This window comes from Anaerobacillus sp. QJM3NY_17, assembly GCF_056173665.1.
On record NZ_CM149685.1, the window covers coordinates 2,616,181 to 2,634,046 of the forward strand.

A 17,866-nucleotide genomic window follows, 5' to 3' on the forward strand; every position below is an offset into this window, starting at 1 on the left:
ATATACAATTATTAATGAGCGCATGCTTCATTTTACTTTTTCATAACGAGCTTTACTTTATCACGCATTATTCTGATGAGTCAACTTTGATTAACTGCATCAAAATAAACTCCTCATCCTTTAAGGAGTTTACCTGATTAACTAGTCTGGTTCAAGCTTTGTATGACTACCAATTTTTGCAATAGATCAATCTTTATTTTCCTAAAAACCACTCAATATCCTTCATAATCGATTCCGGTTTTTCTTCTGGTAGAAGGTGACCGGTTTTTTCATAGATGATCAGTTTAGCATTTGGGAGATCCTTACTGAGACGCTTCCCAATTTTCAACGGCACAACTCTGTCATTTTCTCCCCATATTAGTAGGCTAGGTGTATGAATTTGATTTAGTTCAACTTCTGACAAATCTCCTTCGCGATCTCGAATCATCCTAACTAATGACCGAAAGATACCCTCATTGAAGAAAGGTTGGATATATCCATCCATCATTTCTTCATCGATAAGGGAAGGATCATAAACACAATTAAGCAAATTTCCTCTAACACCTTTTCGATAAAGCCACCTTTTCAAGTATACCGAGAAAAAAGGTAAGTACGATGTATACACTAGACTCTGTTTAGCCTTTTCAAGATATCCTGAACTGCACAGTAAAATATTCTTACTAACGAGATCATCTTTCATAGCCGAGGCTCTCATTGCTACTTGCCCACCCATAGAATGGCCGATCATAACAGTATGATCAATTGAAAGCCTTTCTAAAAGTTCAACCACCACTTCCGCATAATTATGATAAGAGTGGACAAAACGATTAGACTTTTCACTTTTTCCGAACGGAGGAAGATCAATGGCAACAACAGTATATGCCTTTGTTAATAATGGTATCAATCTTCTGAAGCTGAAGCTCGACGATAGAAAACCGTGAAGAAGCGTTAATACTGGCCGATCGACGGCTGTGTCATTTCTATAGTATTCATAGTGAATATCAATTCCTTTGATCTTTTCCGTATTTTGTTTAAGATTTTGAGCTAATAGCATCTTTCATCTCACTCCGGATTTTGAATTCATCTGATCTGATTCACCCTTCGTTTCTAACCAGACAGGATGGTCTCACTTATTCAGGTTTGACTTTATACTTATTTTACCCCAATCCTGAAATGAAAAACTTTTTTTACATCTGAGAGGATACTCCATTTTTTTCATTCTAACTCTACGTGCACAAGGTCCAGCAGCTTTATCGTTGTCCTTTTTTCATTATGGTCAATAATACGCAGTTCTTTCGTAAGTGGATCTACATAGTGCACATATCCAAAGAGAGTTTTCGTTTCTCCCCCACTAAAGTGTTGAAAACAAAGCGAGTTGTGATTGGCCATTGCTTCACATATTGTTTCATTCATTTCCGCCATTCTTTGTTCATCAAGTACCGGCTTTTCACTTTTTTTCTCTTCGGTTTTCCAATCTCTTAGCTCTTTCACATGCTCAGGTAACATCATTGACGTCCATTTTATATTTCCGCGATCACGAATCACGCTTCTTCCCCCTTCTATGCTTTATGACCACCCACAAGTTTACTTCTATGCAGTGCCGTACCGGCCTTTGTGTATGAAACGGCACGAAGCAGCGCATCTGAGCCATATTTCTCACGGATCGAATCCATCACATATCCGAGATCCCGCTGCTTTGGGCGTGACGCGTTAAATAAGTCCAACTGCACTTCTTCATCATTGCAAATATTTGAAAGGGTAATGGAAATCTTACGAACCGTTTTTCTTTCAAAGAACTCCTCAAATAACTGAAGACATACATTGTATATTTCGAGCGTAATAGCAGTCGGGCTGTGGATACTCCTTGAACGGTGAAAGCCACCCCCGCCTTCTTCTTTACTATAACCAATCCCAAGGCTAATCGTACGCCCTGCCTTCCGGGCTTTTCTCGCACGTCTTGCAACTTCTTCACTCATCTCAAGAATGACGTGTTGAATGTCTTTTTCGTCATGGTAATCTCGCAACAAAATTTGGCTTTTCCCATAGCTAATCTGTCCCTGCATAATCGGCGCACCCATTTCAGAAAGATCGATGCCCCACGCATGATGATAGAGCTGATTTCCCATAATACCGAATTTTTCTTCTAGTAGATGTAGCGGGTAATGCGCAAGCTGCTTTACATTCATAATCCCCATTCGATTTAACGTTCGCTCGACACGCGATCCGATACCCCACATTTGACTTAGCGGGGAAAGCGGCCAGAGTTTTTTAGGAATATCTTCATAAGTCCATTCTGCAATCCCTTTTTCTTTCGCTTCCAGATCGAGACAAAGCTTTGCCATTAAAAGATTTGGGCCAATCCCTATGGCACATGGTAATCCGAATGTCTCTCTTATTTCATTTCTGATCTTGTGAGCTACTTCAAATTTGTTCCCCCAAAGTCGTTCTGTCCCATCAACCTGCAAAAACGATTCATCAACGCTATACGTATGGATACATTCTGATGGTACATAACGATGAAAAAGCCTCGTTATTTCCATTGATTGTTTTAAATATAAAGACATTCTCGCATTAACGATATGAATGTTTTTATTATTTGGAATTTCAAATAGTCTGCTCCCTGTTCGTATTCCAAATTCCTTTTTTAGTGCCGGAGACGCTGCTAGCACAACACTTCCCTGTCGCTCGGTATCACCAACAACCGCGAGATAGCATGTAAGTGGATCAAGCCCCATCTCTACTGCTGAACAACTTGCATAAAAACTTTTCATATCAATACATAGGATTGTTTTCTTTGGAAATTTAGAATAATCCATTTGTATCCCCCCTTCTCCTAATCAAAAAGAACGTTTGTTCCCTTTATATATACCCGTATTTTAACCGAATATACGTTCTCTTTACAATAAGCACTTTCTTCCAATCATAAAACGATTCACTTAGCATCACCCTTTTTTCTAAAGTAACGAAAAGTACCGGAAGAAGAGTAACAATGAACTTAACGATATTCACTCGAAAGTTAGTCATCAGAGCACATACGTATTGGAGATCCTACACTTGTTCCATTAACAGATAGGGAAGTAGAAATACTCGCGCATCAATCTCTAAACGCACAGAAAAAGAACCAGGATATGCCGTTTCATATGGTCATTAACGCCCTTATTTATTAGCACACCACCTCCTGAGTCTAAAGAACCAATACCTTTTTTTAAATAACAGGTATATCTCCCTATAACTCTATCCAAAAGGATAGGTCTTAAATATCAAAATAGTTTAAATAGTTTGAATACTAAATCTTTTATGGTAATGTTAGCTCATCTTAATCACGAGGGGGATATAGAATGGGAAAGAAAAAAAATTTACTTTCAATCGGGTTATCAGTGGGGCTCGTTAGTACCATGCTCGCACCATCCTCAACATTTGCAGCAGCAGATACGAATATGAATAAAGAAACAGGAACACCTTCTTTTGTTTCAGGAAAACTAACAAAAGTAAGCTCTCAAAATGCCAATCAAGTACTATTTGATTACTTGAACGAACAGAAAAACCTGTACAAGTTTAGTGGATCTTCCGCTAAGGATTCCTTTAAAATCCTATCAAAAGAAAAGGACGATCTTGGTTTTACGGTTTTTCGATTACAACAACTTCATGAAGGAACACCTGTTTATGGTTCAACTCAAACGGCTCATGTTGATGAAAGTGGTATTTTAACAGCCGTATCAGGTACAGTTATTCCAGACCTTGGGTCGAAGAAAGAGCTTAAAAAAACAACAAAATTCAAGAAACAGGACGCCGTTAAAAAAGCAGAAGAAGATCTCGGTTTTTCACCAGCCTATGAACAAAAACCCGAATCCAACCTTGTCGTCTATACTGAAGGAGAGTCTGCAACGTATGCTTACCATGTGACCTTGAACTTCCTCTCGCCTGAACCGGGTAACTGGCAATACATAATTGATGCAACAAGTGGTGAAGTTCTAACAAGCTTCAACGCTCTACACGAAGCAAAAAAAGAAGGAGTCGGCAAGCCAGGTGGTGGTGACAATGTTACCGGAACAATTAAGACGGCAAGTGGAACTGGTGTACTTGGTGATCAAAAAACGTTCAATACGCTACTTTCCTCTTCAACTTATTACTTGAAAGACACTACGCGAGGTGGCGGAATCTTAACATATGATGCGGCAAATCGCACAAAACTGCCAGGCTCTTTATGGGCAGATTCAGATAACTCCTTTAACGCAAGCTATGACGCGGCTGCAGTCGACGCTCACTACTATGCAGGAGCGACGTATGATTATTATAAAGATGTCTTCAACCGAGATAGTTATGACGGAAACGGTTCACCACTAAAGTCCACCGTACATTACGGACGCAACTACAATAATGCGTTCTGGAACGGAAGCCAGATGGTCTATGGTGATGGAGATGGCTCAACTTTTGTATCCCTTTCAGGTGGTGAAGATGTTGTTGCTCATGAATTGACACACGCTGTCACTGATACAACAGCTGACTTAATTTATCAAAATGAATCAGGAGCACTGAATGAATCCATGTCTGATGTATTCGGAACGCTTGTAGAATACTACGACAGCAATAACCCTGACTGGTTAATCGGAGAAGATATTTATACACCAGGTACATCCGGGGATGCTCTTCGTTCAATGTCAGACCCATCCCAATTCGGAGACCCTGATCATTACTCTGTCCGCTATACTGGTTCTCAAGATAATGGCGGCGTTCATATCAACAGCGGCATCATGAACAAAGCAGCTTATCTGCTGAGTGAAGGCGGTACATTCTATGGGGTAACCGTATCAGGAATTGGAAAAGACAAACTCGGCGCTATTTACTACCGCACCCTTACGCAATACTTAACCGCTTCTTCAAACTTTAGTCAGATGAGATCAGCAGCAGTACAAGCTGCCACTGATCTTTATGGAAGCGGAAGCTCAGAAGTTCAATCTGTAAAACAGGCTTTTAATGCAGTTGGAGTTCAATAGAAAGAAGTTAGGCAGGCAGCCAATGGCTACCTGTCTTTTCGTTATGTCAGGGTTTTATAAGTATTCAAACGGGTAAAAGGGTGCTAGACCTTAAAAGGAGGAAGGACAAATGGGAATTTTCAAAGAGGATACGCTTAAGCATGAACATGTTCTCATTACCGGAGCCACGGGTGGTATTGGATATGAAACCGCAAAGGCCGCCGTAAAAGCCGGTGCTACGATTACGATAACCGGAAGAAATAAAGATAAATTAACTCAGCTGAAGCAGGAGTGCGAAGAGTTAGTAACGGAAGCAACGGTTGCTGTTCTTCCTGCTGATTTAAACAATGAGAAAGATCGTTCTACTCTTATCGAAAGTGCTATTAAATATAACGGAAGCATCACAGGGTTAGTTAACTCAGCAGGAATTGGCGGCGGCGATACGCTTGATCAATTAGAAGAAGAAGATCTTCGCAAAGTAATGGAGCTAAATTATACCTCGACTGTTTTACTGACTCAACTTGTGTATAAGCGAATGCGTGAGGATAAGAAGAAAGGGGCGATTGTAAACCTCTCTTCTCTCTCAGGTCTTAGAGGAACTTTTGGTAACACGGCCTATAGCGCTTCAAAGTTTGCTATAACTGGCTTCACGCAGTCGTTTGCCCACGAGGCTATCCGTGATGGAATTAGAGTTAACGCAGTATGTCCCGGCTTCGTTGATACAGAAATGGGCCGAAACAGTATTGCTTCAAAAGGGGAGAGAGAGAATAAAAGCTTTGAGGAAGAATTAAAGGCTGTAGAAGCAGCAATGCCATCTGGAAGAATTACGCAGCCTGAAGAAGTCGCCAATAGCATCATTTACCTCCTCTCAAATGCGTCAGAAAACATTATTGGCGAATCGCTCAAAATTTCAGGTGGAAGCGTTATGCGCTAGGTGCTTTGGAGAAATTACCTACAAATCAAAAATGACTCATGCTTGAAGAAAGCATGAGTCATTTTTGATTGGAGCATTCACAAAGCCATTAAGTAATACTCGCGTAGATACAAGTATCTGTTATCTGTGTTCCGTCGATCGACATATCTTCGTTTTTGAGAGTTCCTTCGAAATCATAGTCCAATCGTTCTGGAATCGCACGACTTCGCTCGTTTTCTCGATCGCATCTAATCTCGACCCTTCTGCACTTCAAGTCCTGATGCGCATATTCAGTAAGTTTCTGAACGGCCTCAGTCATATAGCCATGACCACTTTGCTTCGTAGCTACCCAATACCCAATTTCAAGCTTTGGAACATCCCATTCAATGTTATGAAACCCAGTGGATCCAACAAACTCATTTGTTTCTTTCAAAAACACCAGGAACCTTAAACTTTCACGCTTTAGGAATTTAATATGCGCCTCTCGAGTATTAATCTCTGTATCCTCAGGAGTCGGCGTTTCTCTAGCAAAGCCAAGCCAGGGCCTCAGTTCACTTATAGAAGATTGAATGGCTTGATTAACTATTTTACCATCCCCGTATTCAGGCATTCTTAACATTAGTCGTTCTGTTTCAAGTACTGTTTCAATTTCCATTAAGATTGGATTCATTTCTATCCCTCCGACGTAAGTAAAGACATTCCCTCAAAAAAGAAGGAAATTTACAAATAAGCTGGAACAAGCGATTAACTTTTCACCTTCAACTAGAATTTGAACCGCCAATCAAGGAGATTAGCGGTTCAAATGAGAGCAGAATAATGGAAATTGAGCTAACTATACTACTTTAGGATTTTTCCCAAAACGGTTTTCTTCCACATCACTATCTAAGCAAGTGAAGACCAGAATGACAATACTACCAATTAGAGGAATAAGTCCAATGAGCACCCACCAACCGCTTCTTCCAGTGTCATGCAATCTACGCACAGTTACAGCTAGCGAAGGTAAAATAATGAACAATGAATAAATACTTGTCAAAAATGGGGAAATATCAGCTAGAGACTCTACTATCGTTAAGACAATAGAAAAAATAACATTAAAAAGAGTAAACATCCAATATTCTTTACGCCTTGCTCTTCCTTGGAAATTCACATAATTCTTTAATACTTTCAAATACCAGTTCATACTGCTTCTCCTTTAGCGAATAAGTTTAGTAGATTAGTACCTTTTTCATACAAAACAGTATAACATAAAGGCTAACAATATTAGGTAAACAAATCAATAATTGGATATAAAATCTGCTAATTAACTTCTCTTCTCAAAATACTCATTCTAACCCGGTCGACATACTTTCCTTCTCTATACCGATCCTCGCGCAATATCCCTTCTTCAACAAAGCCACACTGCTTGTAAGACTTAATTGCTTTATCATTATCCACTTCTACTCTTAGCCAGATCTTATTTAAACTAAGCTCCGTAAACCCTAAATGAAGCATAGCTTTTAAGGCGCTCATCCCATAGCCTTTCCCCCAATAGCGTTTATCACCTATGGCAATACCTAGCTCTGCATGACCGTTTAACTGATCAATATTCTTTAAGTCTACCCAGCCAATATGTTGACCTTCACCAGTTACAATAGCTCTTTGCTCATACCCGTTCTTTCGAGTGATGCACATTTGAATCCAGTTCATTGTTTCTTCTCGTGTAAAAGGAGGATATTTCGCCGGCATATTCAGATGCTTCGTTACGTCTCGATCCAGGCACCATTGATAGCGATCTTCCACATCTAATAGAGATAGTTCTCTAATCGTAACAAAAGGTAAGGTTTTTGTTTTCATATTCTGCTCTCCTACTTGATCGATTTTAGTGGTGCATTTCTCCCGTTGCAGAAACTTTAATCTTTACTCCCAATAACAAGCCTGAAGGTAGGGAAAACAAGTTACCATTGGCTCGGCTGGACCATACTTTATGAAGAACCAAAGAATGAAGTAATAAGACAGCATTACCCGATTCTTTTTAGAGACCCCTTTTACCTCCTCAGATTATCTTCACTCTGTGTGAAGTTTTTTTCTATCTCCTTCACAACCGATTGATAATAAGAGACTTCATGTGGCACAAAATGAAGTTTATTGATTTTTTCATTCACGTTTATTCTCTCTTCATCGTCATTCAAGCAAAATCCTTTTACATCCACTTCATCCCGCTCTCCCAACCAAAGGTCATAAAATTGATCAAAATCAGCTTGTACGATTCCAGAAACTTCTTCTTTTTGAAGTTTAAACTTCTCCAATGGCTGATTACACTCATAGAGGAAGATATTCGCGATTTCATTATCAAAAAAGTGGTCTTTTTTAATCGAAGCTTTTATGACCTTTAGTGGGGTCAATTCATTATAGGAAACACCAATTCCGAGCTCTTCCTCGACTTCCCTCACTCCGTCTTCAACAGACTCATCAGCCATTAAGTGACCAGCCGCTGTGATGTCATACAGCCCTGGAAAATCCTTTTTCCGATCACTTCGAAGCTGAAAGTAAATCTTTCTAACACCATTTTCGATCCGCACAAACCAGCATTGAAAAACCTCATGCCAGTAACCTTCTCTATGTACCTCTTCTCGAGATGCGTTGCCGATCGCTTCTCTATTCTCATTAAATATCCTCACTAGTTCACTTTTCATTTTACACCCTCGCTTTTTATCTTTAGCTGGATAGATAAACTTCTATTCCAGTAAAATCCTCTTCCTTATTTTAGCATTATTACTATTGACTACAATTATTATTTCATCAACGTTTCCATTCACATATCTAATAAGCTAGATTATTCCGAAACTTCTCTACTGTATTAATCGTATAAATGGAGGAGGGGGTGATGATTAGTATGAATCAATTATTTTTTTCGGATAACTTTTTTTCGGCAGGAAGAACAGACATCTACAATAGCGATCGCGAGACGGTAGGGGCACTTAACCTTAGAAGCGCGTTCTCTTCTAAAGTCGAAATAGAAGACGTCAATGGAGACGTTACTATGGAGGGAGCCTTTACGTTTTTCGCTAACAAATGGATAGTTAGAAGAAAAAATGGCGATGAACTCGGTTACGTGAAAATGTCTTTTACTTTTCTATCAAAGAAATTCCATTATTTCAAAGACGGTAAGAAATTCACTATAACGTCACCTGCATTTTCAAAAGCATACAGCATAACCGATGACTCCAATCGTGAGATAGCTACTTTTCAAAGAACAAATAGCTATTTTGAATCAGCGAATTATGAACTTAAGAATATGTCAAGTAACCTTTTAGCAGAAGAGTTGATTTCAATTATTATGGGCGTGAACGCCTTTCAAAAAAATGTTAGTGCAGCCGGAGCAGCTACTTAGCCAATAGGAAGTAAAGAAAGGGGAAATCACGATAGTCAGCTAAAATCCAAATAATCATCACTGTAGCAGGCATATTGTTTCTCTCTACGAAAGAAAGAGTGGCTCTTTCTAATGAAAACACCACTAGTGCCTATATTTTCATCATACTCGATCCACTTAACCTTAGGCAGGGGCAAATGAACGAACGGCTTCTAGAAAAGAAAACCTAAAAAAGAAGAGCACTTTAAAAGCGCTCTTCAAACAACTCATTATTTTTGATCAAAAAACTTACCCGCCACTTTTTCAACCACGCCTGGAGCAGTATGATAAAGTTTTGCTCCTACGTTCATCCAGCCTGGGAGATTGACTTCTCGTCGACCTTTTTCAATAGCTGCTATGATTTCCTTTGATACCTTCTCTGAAGATAACATCATTTTTTCAACATTTTTAATATAAGTCCCACTACTATCGGCTGTCTCAAAAAAGCTTGTATTAATTGGACCTGGGTTAACTGTAGTAACAAAGATGTTATGTTCCTTCATTTCCATTCTTAAACTATTCGAAAAGCCAAGCACAGCATGCTTGGAAGCAGAATAACCGGAGGATTTTGGAGTAGCAAGTTTACCTGCCTGTGATGCTACGTTAACAATGTGTCCCTGTCTTTTTGCAATCATCCGAGGCAGCACATGAGATGTAAAGCGCATCAGTCCCAATACGTTCACATCAAACATTGCTTCAATATCTTTCATATCTGCATCTACAAAAGCATCGAATTTCCCAAATCCCGCATTATTAATTAATACATCTATAGGTGGCATTTCCTTCAGCAAAGAAGGCAATAGTTGATCAACCCGCTTACGGTCACCTACATCCAGGCTCCATACAGCTGGAGGGTATGCTCCACTTTCTTCGATTTGCTTCTTAACGTCCATTAATTTATCTTCGGAACGAGCAACGAGGATGAGTTTAGCGCCTTTTCTAGCTAAGTCAACAGCCAGCTGTCGTCCTATACCGCTTGACGCTCCGGTGATCAAGATTACTTTGTTTTTTAATTTCTTCATTAGTTCCTCCTCTTACAGCTTATACCGATAATAAGTTTGTTCTTTATCCTTTATTTTGACGATGACATTTTCCGACTCTAAATAATCTAAGTGACCAATTGTCTCTGAAAGTGTCAGGCCCACTTGCTTCTTATAAACACCTGGAAATAATTCCTTACATACTTCGAAAGCAGTTAGCGGCTGTTTTTGCAAGAGCAACGCTACTTTATCAGAGCGTTCTTCTTGCTTCCTTAGGCGCTCCTTAATTAAATCATCCGGATTTAAAATAGGCTCTCCATGTCCCGTATATACATATTGCAAATGAGCATCTAACGTTTTCCGATAAGAATTACGCTGCTGAATGAGTGGTTTTGGACGCTCTGTTCCTTTTACATAGGGCGGTTCAAGAAGCGGATTAGATGAGATTTTCTTAATAAGATGATCGCCAGCGATCATCGTTCCTGTTTCCTTATGCCATAGAGAAATATGACTTTGTGCATGACCAGGAGTTTCCATGACCGTCCATTCTGAACATCCAGGGACGCCATCCCCTTCTGATAGATGGATATCGCACTTCGCTCGATCTGTAAAAGCAAGATAATCACGCGTGTCGCGAGCATGATCAAAATACTGATCAGCCACGCCCGCTTCTCGATAGATACTTGTCATAAATGTATCATTTTCTTTCAAAAAAGAATCGCTCATTTGAAGCCAGCGATCATTTTTCCAATGTCCAAGCACGCGTACTCCTCTTTCCATCATACCCCCAACCAGTCCAATGTGATCTGGATGATGATGAGTTAGTACTACTTGTTCAATATCCTCGAACGCATAACCATTATTTACCAACTGCTCATTGAGTTCTCGCTGTGCCTCAGGTGTTCGCGGACCTGTATCTACAAGCGTCAGCACATCTCCTTTTATTAAAAAACAATTAACAGGGCCAACTGCAAATGGTGTTGGTACCGTCATTGAAAGAACGTCAGCTTTCGTTATATTCAAATTACCCGCCACCTCTACTTTTCTTTCGTTGCATGAACTAACTCTATTCTACCGCTCTTCCCTCTATTTGTCATTATAGCAAGATAATTAAATTTGAATTTTCCGACAATAACTATTGACAATTATCCCTGTTCGTTGCATACTATGTAAAATTAGATTGAACGTATTGGCTTTGAACGGGACTAGTAAAAGACTAGATAAGTGTCAGAGAGAGGAATTCACCGGCTGAAAAATTCCTTCACTTCGCCTACTTTGAACCTGCCCCGGAGCCTGCTGTGAAAACACAGCCGCTTCCCACGTTACAGGGTACTTGAGGATATCGCTATGATATCAAATGAAGGTGGTACCACGGATAACGCCCATTCGTCCTTTAAATAAAGACGAATGGGCGTTTTTATATGGAAGGATGAGTAAGATGAAGAAACACACCATCGCATTCATAGGTGCCGGATCGATCACAGAAGCCATCATCGAAGGTATGATCAAAGAAAAATTTATTCATGCAAATCAAATTGTTGTGATGAACCGCTCAAACTTGGATCGCCTTGAAGAACTTAAAGACAAATACAATGTGCAAACTACACAGAACATAGAGCAGCTATTAAAGAACAATAAAGTAATCATCCTCGCCATGAAGCCTGCTGACGCAGAAACTGCCTTAAAAAATATTCAACCATATATTAATGAGAGCCATCTTATTATCTCTGTACTCGCCGGAATCACAACCTCTTATGTTGAGGAGGCTATTGGAACGTGCACACCTATCGTTCGAGCTATGCCTAACACATCAGCTATGATTGGATTATCCGCAACAGCGATTTCTCCAGGTCATTTCGCTAAGAAAGAGGACCTGTTATTTGCAGAAAACTTATTCCTTACAATCGGAAGTGTTGTACAGGTTACAGAAGATAAAATGAACGCTGTAACAGGGTTATCTGGTAGTGGCCCAGCTTATTTTTACTATATGGTTGAATGCATGGAAAAAGCTGCGATTCAAAATGGCCTAGACCCGGATACAGCACGCGAGCTGCTGCTTCAAACAATGAATGGAGCCGCAAACATGCTCCGTCGCACTAATCAATCTCCAACTTTATTAAGAGAAAAAATTACAAGTTCAGGAGGAACAACACAAGCTGGAATAACTTCTTTAAAGGAATATCAATTCGAAAGAGCAATATTGTCTTGTATTACGGACGCAACTAAAAAAGCAGAAGAGCTAGGAAAAGCGTTTGAGAAACAAAAATAACTAGCTTAACTAACCCGGACATTCGTACAATGTCCGGGCAAACAAAAATAGAGCGCCATTTTAATTACTTTAAAAGCCCCCTTTTTCTATTTAAACACTCTTCTTCTGAACAACTTCACACCTCTTTTTCAAGTGATATAAAGCCTCTTCACTGTCGAGTCCATTTGCAATAATTTTCATTGGCCCAAAATGAGTTGTTAACCGTCCCATACTTAATATACTTTTAGCATTTAATCGTCTTCCTTCAACTTCAACAATAATATAACTACTAAACTCATTCGCACTTTTGACAAAATCCATTAAAAAGGTCATCGTCACTTTACCTGTGATCAAAACGGTTTCTTTATATACCATTGCAACATCCTCCTTAATAATATATACAACCGTTTGCACATTTCTATATTGACACCCTCTTTGGGTATCCGCAAGTCTTATGGCACCTTTCCTTACACACTCATTGCGAACAATACATAACATACGTTAGGTATTCTAACATGTAATACATTTTCTTTTAACGCTTATGCTATAATCAAAGTAGATTGCCAGTTTAGAAGACTTCAATAGTATATGTAGCGGTAGCTGCATTATGAATATATCCACAGGGAGTGACTGGAGATGTCATATAAAGATAAAAAAGTTCTGCCAATCGGTTCAGTTAGTGAACTAACGGGACTATCTTTACGAAAAATCCGCTACTACGAAGAAAGAGGACTAATCTTGCCAGAACGATCTGGTGGCGGAACTCGAAAATTTTCATTTACGGATGTAGAGAAATTAATGGATATCGCCAATCAAATTGAAGATGGCATGCAAACATTTGAAATCAAAAAGCTATATAAAAAAGAAAAGCAGAAAGACAAAGATAAAATCAGAGATGAAATGATTCGTGGTCAATTAAATGCCGCTTTCAAAATGACGAAATAAACAAAACAGGCGACAATCGCCTGTTTTTTTCATATGAACTCGTTTAAAATATACGATGCCGGGTATACCAATAAAGCATAACGATATTTATTTTAAGGGGTTGTTCTAAATGAGTTTTCATTACACAGTTGAAACATCCAAAACAGTCGAACAGGCAGTCTCTGATTTAAGTACGGAACTTCAAACAGAAAAATTCGGTGTATTATGGGATTTCGATCTATCTGCTAAGTTACAAGAAAAAGGAATGGACTTTCATACACCTTATCGTGTTCTAGAAGTTTGCAATCCTAAAGAGGCTGAACGCGTTCTAAATGAAGACAAATTAGTTGGGTACTTTCTCCCATGTAAAATTGTTGTATATGAAGAAGATGGTCAAACTAAAATCGGAATGCCCAAGCCAACAACATTATTAAATTTAACGGGTGATGACAACTTAAGCGATATTGGCTCTGACATTGAGAAGCGCCTTGTTTCATGTATTGATAAAAGCAAATAGAATTACTGAACAAGAAGGTGTATCTCTAACGAGATACACCTTCTTGTTTTATTAACCATTGTCTCGCAGAGCTGGCTCATAGCGATAGACAGTTAAATCAACTTTTGAATTAGGAAGAAAGACAATTCCTTCTCCTTCAAGCAACATTTTCTGATCAATAGAACCTTCTTCTGTTTTGATACCAATTTCTCCTTTTGCGTTGATCACACGATGCCATGGGAGTTTATACTTCTGACTCATTGAATGGAGAATTCTAACCACTTGTCTTGCTCCTCTTGGACTTCCCGCACACTTTGCGACTTGTCCATATGTCATCACTTTACCAGATGGGATTTTACTAATAATCGAAACGACTTTCTCAGTAAATGACTCCAAATACTTCACCCTCTAATGTAACTTTCTATCCACTTATTATAACAAAACCGACGTAATTCCAAAAAATAAAAAGCGTTGTATAAAAAAATGTTCGTGCTAGAAACTAAGCTTAGTCCGCTATTGCAAAGGAGCTTAAATGTAATGGATAAGCGAATAATTGATTGGCCTACCTTTCTGGGTGCTTTAAGTTTATTACTGCTCGTTACCGTCCCACTTACTCTTTTTCCCGAGAGTGGAAAGGAATTCGTCAATAAAGCAAATGAGTTTGTTACAACCCAATTTGGTGTCCTTTATTTAATTGTCGGTCTCGGTATTTTTTTCTTTTTAATCTATGTGGCATTCAGTGATAATGGACGTGTGCGATTAGGTGAAGAAGGAGAACGTCCTGAATTCAATAATTTTTCTTGGGCAGGAATGCTATTCTGCGCAGGAATAGGATCAAGTATTTTATATTGGGGAACGATCGAATGGGCCTATTATTATCAAGGACCACCGTTTGGATTGGAGCCTGGAACAGAAGAAGCTATCCTTTGGGCAAGTACATACGGCATCTTCCACTGGGGACCAATCGCATGGGCGATCTACACCCTTCCTGCTCTTCCTATGGCTTATTTCTACTATGTTCGTAAAAAACCCGTTCTCAAAATAAGTGAAGCGACAAGACCGTTAATTGGAAACCTTGTTGATGGGCCTTTAGGGACTATTATTGATGTTCTATTCATGTTTGGACTTCTTGGCGGAGCAGGTACAACGCTTGCCCTTGGAACTCCTATGATCGCTGAGGGAATCGATGCTCTGACAGGTATTGGAGTAACAATGGGCTTAAAGACGATGATTCTTATACTGGTCACAGCCATTTTTGCCATTAGTGCCTACTCAGGTTTAAAGAAAGGAATTAAGGTGCTATCAGATATCAACTTAGTTCTCTCGATTTTTCTGCTTCTCTTTGTTTTAATAGTGGGTCCGACGCGGTTTCTCGTTGAAACGGCAACGAACAGCGTCGGATTATTGTTAGATAACTTCTTTCATATGAGTACATGGACAGAGCCATTCAATGCTCTTGGTCCATATGATAAAACTGGATTTCCAGAGAGTTGGACCGTCTTCTACTGGGCATGGTGGCTTGTTTACGCACCTTTTGTTGGGCTATTCGTTGCCAAGATTTCAAGAGGTCGATCTATTAAACAAATGATCCTTGGAACCATTAGTTACGGAACACTAGGAAGTTTATTATTCTTTGGTATCCTTGGAAATTATGGACTTCATATGCAGTTAACAGGTGAATTCGACGTCATTAAAGTACTCAATGATCAAGGAGCACCAAGAGCGATAATTGAAACAATTGCTCAGCTTCCCCTTTCATGGTTTATGATTCTCGTTTTTGTTGTGTTAGCGATCATCTTTCTTGCGACGACGTTTGATTCTAGCTCCTATATTCTCGCTTCCGTTGTCCAAAAAGAGGTAAAAGATGAACCCCTCCGTTGGAATCGACTCTTCTGGGCATTTGCTCTTTGCTTAATGCCACTGGTGCTGATGTTTGTTGGGGGACTTGGAACTCTCCAAACCGCAAGTATTGTCGGTGGGTTTCCCCTTCTATTTATCATGATTATGCTAGGTTGGTCGTTTATGCGTGCTTCAACAGCCGATATTAAAGCTTCAGAACACTATGAGCCTAAGACTTTTTCATTAAATTACAAAAAGATTTTACAGACAATTCGCCGTAAGAAAAATAAGCCGCAAAAAGGACCAGTTGATGCGCATTTTGAAGACGATAAAAAAGACAACTAACTTTTCGGCACCTGATTCAAACTAAAAACATGTTCTTGATTATTTTTCCATATCGAAATTCATATTGACACTTTCAGTTGGTCATGATAAAAATTGAATAACTCTATAATAATTGAACTGCTTTGAAGGAAATTAAGTAGCCACCTTTTCCCTATTGAAGAGAGCCGATGGTTGGTGAGAATCGGTATATAAAAGGACGTGAATTTCATTTCTGGAGCTTCTTTTGCAATCGCAAAAGACGGTGAAGATCGTTACACTATGAAGTGGTGAGTTCATCTCACAACCAGGGTGGTACCGCGATAACAATCGTCCCTACGGATAACGTAGGGACGATTTTTTTGTGGCATAACGTGATCAGCATTCAATACAAATTGAAAGGAGAAACAGCATGAGTCAAAACGAACAGTGGTCATCAAGACTTGGATTTATCCTAGCTGCAGCAGGTTCTGCCATCGGGCTTGGCGCAATTTGGAAATTCCCTTATACAGCAGGTCAGAACGGAGGCGGGGCTTTCTTTCTGATCTTCATCCTATTCACCTTAATTCTCGGTCTCCCTCTTTTGCTTGCAGAGTTCTCTATTGGAAGAACTGCTCAAAGTAATGCGGTAGATTCTTATAAAACCATTTCTCCTGAATCAAAATGGTATCGTGTAGGAATTTTGGGCATGATTACATCCTTCATCTTGTTATCCTTTTACAGTGTTATTGGGGGGTGGATTATTGCCTACCTGTATAAAGCAGTGACAGGAGAGCTAAATGGACTATCTTCAGATGAATACGCTCAGGTTTTTGGGACGACCATTTCGAATTCATTTATTAGCATATTCGCACAATTTATTTTTATTATATTAACAATTCTTGTTGTAGCAAGAGGTGTTGAAAAAGGAATTGAACAAGCAAGTAAAATTATGATGCCTGCATTATTTCTTCTCTTTATTATTCTTGTCATTCGTGCGGTAACGTTAGAAGGTTCGATGGACGGGATCTTATTCTTGCTTCAACCCGATTTCTCAAAAGTTACATCACAAACCATACTTGAAGCAATGGGGCAATCTTTCTTTACATTAAGTGTTGGTGTATCCGTTATGGTTACTTACAGTTCTTATTTACCAAAGACGCAAAGCTTACCACGCTCAGCGATCTCGATTGTCGCAATGAACATTTTCATTGTATTGCTTGCTGGTCTTGCGATCTTTCCTGCTGTATTTGCTTTCGATCTTGAAGCAGGCGCTGGTCCCGTTCTATTGTTCAATGTCCTTCCGACAGTCTTTGGGCAATTACCGTTCGGCATGCTCTTTTTCATTGCATTCTTAGTTCTTTTCTTATTTGCAGCATTAACCTCCGCCTTCTCTATGCTTGAAATCATTGTATCGGTGATATCAAAAGGCGATCTTAAGAAACGAAAAAAATGGGCATGGATTATCGGACTTGCGATCTTTGTTGTTGGAATTCCATCTGCCCTATCATACGGCGTTTTAAGCGACGCGACATTATTTAATAAAACGATTTTTGATTTAGCTGATTATGCAGTAAGTAACGTTTTGTTACCAATAGGAGCTTTGTTAATTTCACTATTTGTTCCATTAAAAATGAAGAAGTCAGCACTCTATGAGGAATTAAAACGTGGAAGTGGCTTGAAAAAAGGATTGTTTGAAACGTGGTATTTTCTTATTCGCTTCGTTGCACCTCTTCTTATTTTGTTCGTCATGTTAGATGTCCTTGGTATCTGGTAGTATGAGTAAAAGCCTCACCAATCTGGTGAGGCTTTCTTGTTATATCATA

19 protein-coding genes and 1 other annotated feature are annotated in these 17,866 nt (G+C 39.3%); of the genes, 8 read left to right on the forward strand and 11 right to left on the reverse strand.

The window, feature by feature from the left end; translation table 11 throughout:
- Positions 1-193 precede the first annotated feature (193 nt).
- The 3 genes from AC0VYV_RS13725 to AC0VYV_RS13735 all read right to left on the reverse strand — a co-directional run bounded on the left by AC0VYV_RS13725 (position 194) and on the right by AC0VYV_RS13735 (position 2,795).
- Positions 194-1,033 carry an alpha/beta fold hydrolase gene (locus tag AC0VYV_RS13725; RefSeq protein ID WP_430246015.1) on the reverse strand — a complete coding sequence of 280 codons (840 nt, stop codon included), beginning with the start codon at positions 1,031-1,033 and terminating at the stop codon, positions 194-196.
- A gap of 161 nt (positions 1,034-1,194) precedes the next feature.
- Entirely contained in the window at positions 1,195-1,524 is a 330-nt protein-coding gene (locus AC0VYV_RS13730; protein ID WP_475367708.1) for a YolD-like family protein, read from the reverse strand.
- A 14-nt stretch (positions 1,525-1,538) separates the two neighbouring features.
- The gene (locus AC0VYV_RS13735; RefSeq protein ID WP_475367709.1) at positions 1,539-2,795 is read right to left on the reverse strand and encodes a Y-family DNA polymerase; all 1,257 of its coding nucleotides are present in this window, start codon (positions 2,793-2,795) and stop codon (positions 1,539-1,541) included.
- A 522-nt stretch (positions 2,796-3,317) separates the two neighbouring features.
- Between AC0VYV_RS13735 and AC0VYV_RS13740 the strand changes: the two genes are divergently transcribed.
- The gene (locus AC0VYV_RS13740; RefSeq protein ID WP_475367710.1) at positions 3,318-4,973 is read left to right on the forward strand and encodes a M4 family metallopeptidase; all 1,656 of its coding nucleotides are present in this window, start codon (positions 3,318-3,320) and stop codon (positions 4,971-4,973) included.
- Positions 4,974-5,082: 109 nt separating this feature from the next.
- Positions 5,083-5,886, forward strand: a complete 804-nt coding sequence (locus tag AC0VYV_RS13745) for an SDR family NAD(P)-dependent oxidoreductase (protein WP_475373925.1) — start codon at positions 5,083-5,085, stop codon at positions 5,884-5,886.
- Positions 5,887-5,974: 88 nt separating this feature from the next.
- Here AC0VYV_RS13745 and AC0VYV_RS13750 read toward each other — a convergent pair whose 3' ends face one another.
- From AC0VYV_RS13750 to AC0VYV_RS13765, 4 genes are all read right to left on the reverse strand, one after another.
- Positions 5,975-6,535 carry a GNAT family N-acetyltransferase gene (locus tag AC0VYV_RS13750; RefSeq protein ID WP_430247158.1) on the reverse strand — a complete coding sequence of 187 codons (561 nt, stop codon included), beginning with the start codon at positions 6,533-6,535 and terminating at the stop codon, positions 5,975-5,977.
- A 162-nt stretch (positions 6,536-6,697) separates the two neighbouring features.
- A complete protein-coding gene (locus AC0VYV_RS13755) occupies positions 6,698-7,045 on the reverse strand; it encodes a DUF805 domain-containing protein (protein ID WP_430247157.1) in 348 nt (115 codons plus the stop codon).
- A 116-nt stretch (positions 7,046-7,161) separates the two neighbouring features.
- Complete coding sequence (locus AC0VYV_RS13760) at positions 7,162-7,698, reverse strand: GNAT family N-acetyltransferase (protein WP_475367712.1); 537 nt, start codon at positions 7,696-7,698, stop codon at positions 7,162-7,164.
- Positions 7,699-7,889: 191 nt separating this feature from the next.
- Entirely contained in the window at positions 7,890-8,537 is a 648-nt protein-coding gene (locus tag AC0VYV_RS13765) for an NUDIX hydrolase (protein WP_430247155.1), read from the reverse strand.
- Positions 8,538-8,737: 200 nt separating this feature from the next.
- Here AC0VYV_RS13765 and AC0VYV_RS13770 point away from each other — a divergent pair, with 200 nt between their 5' ends.
- On the forward strand, positions 8,738-9,235 hold the full coding sequence (locus AC0VYV_RS13770; protein ID WP_475367713.1) for an LURP-one-related family protein: 498 nt from the start codon (positions 8,738-8,740) through the stop codon (positions 9,233-9,235).
- 248 nt (positions 9,236-9,483) lie between these two features.
- Here the strand turns inward: AC0VYV_RS13770 and AC0VYV_RS13775 are convergent, their stop codons facing one another.
- Together AC0VYV_RS13775 and AC0VYV_RS13780 are read right to left on the reverse strand one after the other, a co-directional pair.
- On the reverse strand, positions 9,484-10,275 hold the full coding sequence (locus AC0VYV_RS13775; RefSeq protein ID WP_475365435.1) for an SDR family NAD(P)-dependent oxidoreductase: 792 nt from the start codon (positions 10,273-10,275) through the stop codon (positions 9,484-9,486).
- A gap of 12 nt (positions 10,276-10,287) precedes the next feature.
- Complete coding sequence (locus AC0VYV_RS13780) at positions 10,288-11,256, reverse strand: MBL fold metallo-hydrolase (RefSeq protein ID WP_475367714.1); 969 nt, start codon at positions 11,254-11,256, stop codon at positions 10,288-10,290.
- 415 nt (positions 11,257-11,671) lie between these two features.
- Between AC0VYV_RS13780 and proC the strand changes: the two genes are divergently transcribed.
- A complete protein-coding gene (gene proC / locus AC0VYV_RS13785; protein ID WP_475365437.1) occupies positions 11,672-12,502 on the forward strand; it encodes a pyrroline-5-carboxylate reductase in 831 nt (276 codons plus the stop codon).
- 90 nt (positions 12,503-12,592) lie between these two features.
- Here the strand turns inward: proC and AC0VYV_RS13790 are convergent, their stop codons facing one another.
- Positions 12,593-12,856: an HPr family phosphocarrier protein gene (locus AC0VYV_RS13790; protein ID WP_194222062.1), complete on the reverse strand. Its 264-nt coding sequence runs from the start codon at positions 12,854-12,856 to the stop codon at positions 12,593-12,595.
- Between the two features lie 261 nt (positions 12,857-13,117).
- Between AC0VYV_RS13790 and AC0VYV_RS13795 the strand changes: the two genes are divergently transcribed.
- Positions 13,118-13,426, forward strand: a complete 309-nt coding sequence (locus tag AC0VYV_RS13795; protein ID WP_194222063.1) for a MerR family transcriptional regulator — start codon at positions 13,118-13,120, stop codon at positions 13,424-13,426.
- Positions 13,427-13,535: 109 nt separating this feature from the next.
- Positions 13,536-13,922 carry a DUF302 domain-containing protein gene (locus tag AC0VYV_RS13800; RefSeq protein WP_194222064.1) on the forward strand — a complete coding sequence of 129 codons (387 nt, stop codon included), beginning with the start codon at positions 13,536-13,538 and terminating at the stop codon, positions 13,920-13,922.
- 51 nt (positions 13,923-13,973) lie between these two features.
- On the opposite strand, the gene AC0VYV_RS13805 is transcribed toward AC0VYV_RS13800, so the two are convergent.
- Positions 13,974-14,297, reverse strand: a complete 324-nt coding sequence (locus AC0VYV_RS13805) for an MGMT family protein (RefSeq protein ID WP_475373926.1) — start codon at positions 14,295-14,297, stop codon at positions 13,974-13,976.
- A gap of 141 nt (positions 14,298-14,438) precedes the next feature.
- Here AC0VYV_RS13805 and AC0VYV_RS13810 point away from each other — a divergent pair, with 141 nt between their 5' ends.
- Together AC0VYV_RS13810 and AC0VYV_RS13815 are read left to right on the forward strand one after the other, a co-directional pair.
- On the forward strand, positions 14,439-16,085 hold the full coding sequence (locus AC0VYV_RS13810; protein ID WP_475372642.1) for a BCCT family transporter: 1,647 nt from the start codon (positions 14,439-14,441) through the stop codon (positions 16,083-16,085).
- A 113-nt stretch (positions 16,086-16,198) separates the two neighbouring features.
- Positions 16,199-16,402 (forward strand) — a binding site (T-box leader).
- Between the two features lie 71 nt (positions 16,403-16,473).
- Positions 16,474-17,817 (forward strand): sodium-dependent transporter, encoded by a 1,344-nt coding sequence (locus AC0VYV_RS13815; RefSeq protein ID WP_475367716.1) that lies wholly within the window; start codon positions 16,474-16,476, stop codon positions 17,815-17,817.
- Positions 17,818-17,866 lie beyond the last annotated feature (49 nt).